Genomic DNA, 4,620 nt, shown 5'->3' with positions numbered 1-4,620 from the left:
GCCTACGACAAATACGCCGACGAGACAGGCTGGGCGGATGTGAGCGCGGCCGGTTCCTTCTTCAAGCGGCAGGATCCTGGCTTTGACACAGTGGATTACGGATTCCGAAAGCTTACGGACTTAATCGAATATTTCGACGATGACTTTGAGATGAAAAAAGAAGCGGGAAGCAGCCGCCGTCATGTGACTTTCTATTACCGCCCGGTGGAAAAATAATACCCTTTAGAATTTTATCGTCGCTCCCAGAGTTGCCGTCGCTGTGAGAGTGGCGATTTTTTCCCAGAGAGCGTAATAACTCAGCCCCACATCCGTGTTGAGCGAGACATATTTTGACACTTGAGTTTCTGTGGCGTGGCTGTAGGCGATTGTGTATTTTCTTACAGGCTTTCCTGTGGATGAAGATGGACTTGCGCAGCTCGCCGATAAATTCAAACTGTCGGTTTTTGTTATTTTAGAAGTGTTTTCCGCCGCTCCGCCTTTAAAGATTCCTGCAATTCCCTGGGCCAGTGAAGATGATGCATTTCGTTTCCAGATTAGGGTATATTTTGTCTTCCAGTCTGTTTTTCCTTCGATGCTTCCCTCAAATCCGTTTTTTAGGTAATTTTGGCTCGTGAAATAAAGAGTCGCCTGCACATAGCCTGAGACTAAGTAGCTGTAGTTTGAAGAATTTTCCCGCGGAATTTTTACGGCAGCGGTGAGGGAAGAGGCGTATTCATCGTTTGAGAAAAAAGAGAAAATCGGGAGATTACCACTTCGTCCGAAAATGTTCAGGGCTGTATAGTTCACCGTGTTTTTAATCTGATAGAAGTCGGCAGTGCTGCTTCCTGTGCGAATGTCCCTCGTCGCTTCGACTTTTGCCGATTGGGGAATGAAAAAATCGTATTTGTTGGCGAAAAATGCCCTTTTCCATGTGAAGGCGTAAGCTCCCGTGTAAAAATTTGATTCTCTTTCAGTCTCGTAAACTTCTTTTGCGAGATGAGCGCTTGCAAGGTCATAAATTGGAGCGGCTTTCAGAAAATAGTTTTTTTCATTCAGGGCTTTTGAAAGTTCCTCTGTGTCGTGCTGGTAGTCACCGCCTTTTTCGATTTCTGCCGAACTTCCGGCGGATTTTTTCCATGAGAATGCGAAATTGTTTTTTGAAATCGCGAAGGGAATTTCAAAACCGGCTTTTGATGAATCGGTGAAAGTGTTTTTTGAGGCTGATTTGTAATTTCCTTCTGTCTCAAAGAAAATGGCAGGTTTGACTTTTGCATGCTCGAAAGCATAGCTTGCGCTTGAAGACAGACCGACGCTTCGTTTTGAGGCTTTTTCATCTCCTGTGTCAAAAGTGAATTCCGTGATTTCTTTCCATGCTGAGGCGTAATTTTCTGTGGCGAATTTTTCCTTTCCCTTGCTGCTTGAGGAGAGTGCTGAATCCGTGAGGATTTTCTGACTGGCTTTTGCAGAAGCTGAGAGGGAGAAATTTTTCCCTTTGAAAGCTGCTTTTGTCTCGGAATTTTGTGACAGCGACCATGAATCTGAACTTGCTTTTGTTATTCCTTCCATTGAAATCGGTAAAAAATATTCAGAAAAATCGATTTTTGCGAAATTTGCCTTTTCGAGGGAGCCGTCATTGGCGCTGTAGTTGTATTTTTCGGAGAAGGAGAGCATTTTTAAAAGTGGTTTTTCCGTTTCAAGGGAGTGATTTGCCGCGGCAAGGGTATTTTTTTGAGTTAAGTCACTTGATTTTGTCTTTTTGCTCTTGTCGTAGGCATTTGAAAGGCTTGCACCTGCGGAGATTTTTATGTTCGTGAGGGTAAAAGCGAGATTTCCCGTGCCTTGCAGGGATTTTTCCTTAGTCTTTCCATGCTCGCTTTCGATTGATGAAGCTCCGTCTGCCGTCGCTGAGATCGAAAAATCTTTTAGGATTTCATGATTTTCGCTGGCAAGAATGCTTCCTTTGATTTTATAGCCCGCTTCCATTTTATCCTGCAGGACGATGAAGGGCGTGTTTTCACTGAGATAAAGCTCATCGAATGAGAGCTTGCCATCGGATTTTGCCTCAAGGGTGATTGTGAGTTTTGTGGGAACGATGTCTGTGTCAAGAATTGTGAGGGATGAGTCCGTGCTGCCGCTTAAATCGATTGTATATTCCTTCCATTCGTTTGAGGGATTTTCTATCTTGTAGATGATGGCCTTTTCTTCGGAGGAAGATTTCGGACGGGAAAGCGTGACTGTGACGGAAGATGCATTTTCTGCCTTTATGAAGAATGAGAGTTTTTTGTACTCGCTTAAATCGACTTGGGGAAATGTGCGGGTAAAAATAAGCTCTTTGTCCTCGCTGGGGCTGCTTCCAAAAGTCCATTCGAAGAATTGAACGGTGTTTGTCTGTGATTTGTTGAATTTCTTGATTTTTGAAGAAGATAGTTCCGTGTCTTTTGTCTGATAGTTTGTGCTTGTCACATCAGCTTCGCTTGAAAATGTGAATGTAAGCCCGCCTGCTTCATAAGGACCTGCAAAAATCGTGCCTGTTTGGGGAATAGCGGCCGTGTCCTTGCTGGTGATGATGAGTCGGGCGTTGGCCATTCCCAATGATGAGATGACAGCTCGGTCTTCGTCCGAGAGGGAGATTTTGACAATCTGCCAGCCTGATTTCGAGAAGTCAAAGGAATTTTTTATCTGTCCGCTTGCAGAATCAGAAATCTTCCATGTGGGAATTTTATCTGATTCTTCTACCGAAAAGTCATCGTCTGCCGAAACTCCCAGCTGAAGGTAGAGGGAGCAATTTGTCGTGTCAAAAGTTTGTGAATAAGAGGCATTTTTCAGCGCGATGGAGAAGGTGCTGGCGTTTGCCAGGGATGAGGCGACTCCTGGCGTGTAGATTGACTGGGCTGCCCAGATTTGATTTTCACCGCTTCCCGCTGTAAGACTTGAAAAATCCCACTCAAAGGGAAGGGCATAGCCTGAAATCTCTGAGTCCGATTTTCCCTCGCTCACCTCGACAGAGCCGTTTTTTGTAGATTTTAATTCTGTGTTTGATATTCCGCCTGTCTCTTTTTCGTTGATTGTGGGGGCAAAGCCGCCGGGAAGATTGACGCCTGCTTTTTTTGAAAGATAATAGCTTTCCGAACTTGAGTCATTGTTGCCTAAAATCAGGTAATTTCCTGTGGTGTTGGTGTTTTCATAAGTGGCGGCCACCGTGTTTTTCGCGTAAAATTTCTCTCCTTTGTAGGAAATACTGCTGGCGGCGGTGGCAAATCCCTTGGAAGCGTAAGATGAATCGGCAAATTCCCGGTCAGGAGAATAACTCCACCTGCTTGAAGCCGAAATATCTGCTGAAAGCTTTTCAGTAAAGTCATATTTGAATCCCCCTGCCGATGCAAGGGCTCCGGAAGTTGAATCTTCACTTTCTTCGTACCAACGGGCCGTAATGTGGTCGCTTGCCGAAACTGCCGAAGAGAGAGTAATACTGCCTGATTCTTCGTCATAAGATGCTGTCGGATCTATGATTCCGTTTTTGTAGACGGTGATTGTTCCGCTGACGGCTTTTGTTCCTATGTCCAGCCGATTTACCGGCGTAAAAGTGCGCACTTGAAGTGTCAGGTCTTCTTTTTGACCCGTCAAAAGATAGATTTTGGGATGTTCCTTTGCGAGAGGAAAGGCGGCGTGAATGAGACGCTCAACTTCGTCACTGCTTTCATCATCCTCTGACCGGGAAAGATCAGCGTACAAATGATTTGAATAGAAAAAATCCGTGCTGGCAAAGCGAAGATTGTCCTCATCGATGACAGCCGTATAGGTCGTGTCGGCGCTGCCCGTACTGGAATAGGCGACTTGGGCATCTGAAGCGGAAGAAGAGCCGCAATCGTAGCGGGAAGCCACGGCGAAAGGCGAGAAGCCCGACGGATGCTGCAAAAACAAAGAGTTTTCGCCGTCGATGGAGTTTATTATGGAATAAAAATAATTTTCGATTTTAAAATTAGAGTTTTCGCTTTGTGAGAACCAATCCTTTATTTTTGATAGATAGTCGGTAAAATCGCTTTCGCTTACGGAAGAATAGAAAGTCACTGCCACCGCAGGCAAGACACCGCCCTGACGATAGGCCTTTGCGTCCTTTGAGAGCAAAATCTGATTCTGACTTGCCATAAGGAGATATTGGCTTTCATCGAGTTTTTTGTATTTCCTGCCCTTTGAGTCACGGTAATTTCCTGAAGAGCTTTCAACATAAACTGCCTTGACGCTTTGCACCATGGAAGATTTTGGCAAAATGTACTGATTTCCGCTGTTGTAGTTCGACAGGGAAATTTCGTTTATGCTCACGGCATTCTTTCCGTACCAGGTTTTTTCATGGGCTTCAATAAAATCGTATCTTACCGCCGCATCTGCCCGCCATTTTTCTCCCTTCCAGTTGAATGAAAGACCCGGAGCCTGATTGTCGCCGCCACCGATTCCCCTGTTCACTGCGTCAACGGAATAAAGCGATGGAAAAATAATCTTTCGGTTTGAGATTCGCGCTGATTTTAGGTATCCGTCTCCGATGTAGCCTGCCGCCACAGTGTTTTTAGTAAACTCATCGGCAAAGGCCGCCTCAAAATACCAGTGGTGGTTGAGCATAAAATAGAGAGATAAATCTACATTCTG

At 45.1% G+C, this 4,620-nt stretch carries 2 protein-coding genes; one reads left to right on the top strand and one right to left on the bottom strand.

Features of this window, described 5'->3' with window-relative positions; all coding sequences use genetic code 11:
• A partial coding sequence (locus tag B2089_RS00990; RefSeq protein ID WP_296685450.1) for an OST-HTH/LOTUS domain-containing protein occupies window positions 1-216 on the top strand: 216 nt, incomplete at its 5' end.
• A gap of 6 nt (window positions 217-222) precedes the next feature.
• On the opposite strand, the gene B2089_RS00985 is transcribed toward B2089_RS00990, so the two are convergent.
• Window positions 223-4,620 (bottom strand): hypothetical protein (locus tag B2089_RS00985; protein ID WP_296685447.1); only part of this gene is annotated, 4,398 nt, incomplete at its 5' end.

This window comes from Treponema sp. UBA3813, from assembly GCA_002368605.1.
Lineage (GTDB): Bacteria > Spirochaetota > Spirochaetia > Treponematales > Treponemataceae > Treponema_D.
This window is presented reverse-complemented; position numbering and strand designations above follow the sequence as displayed.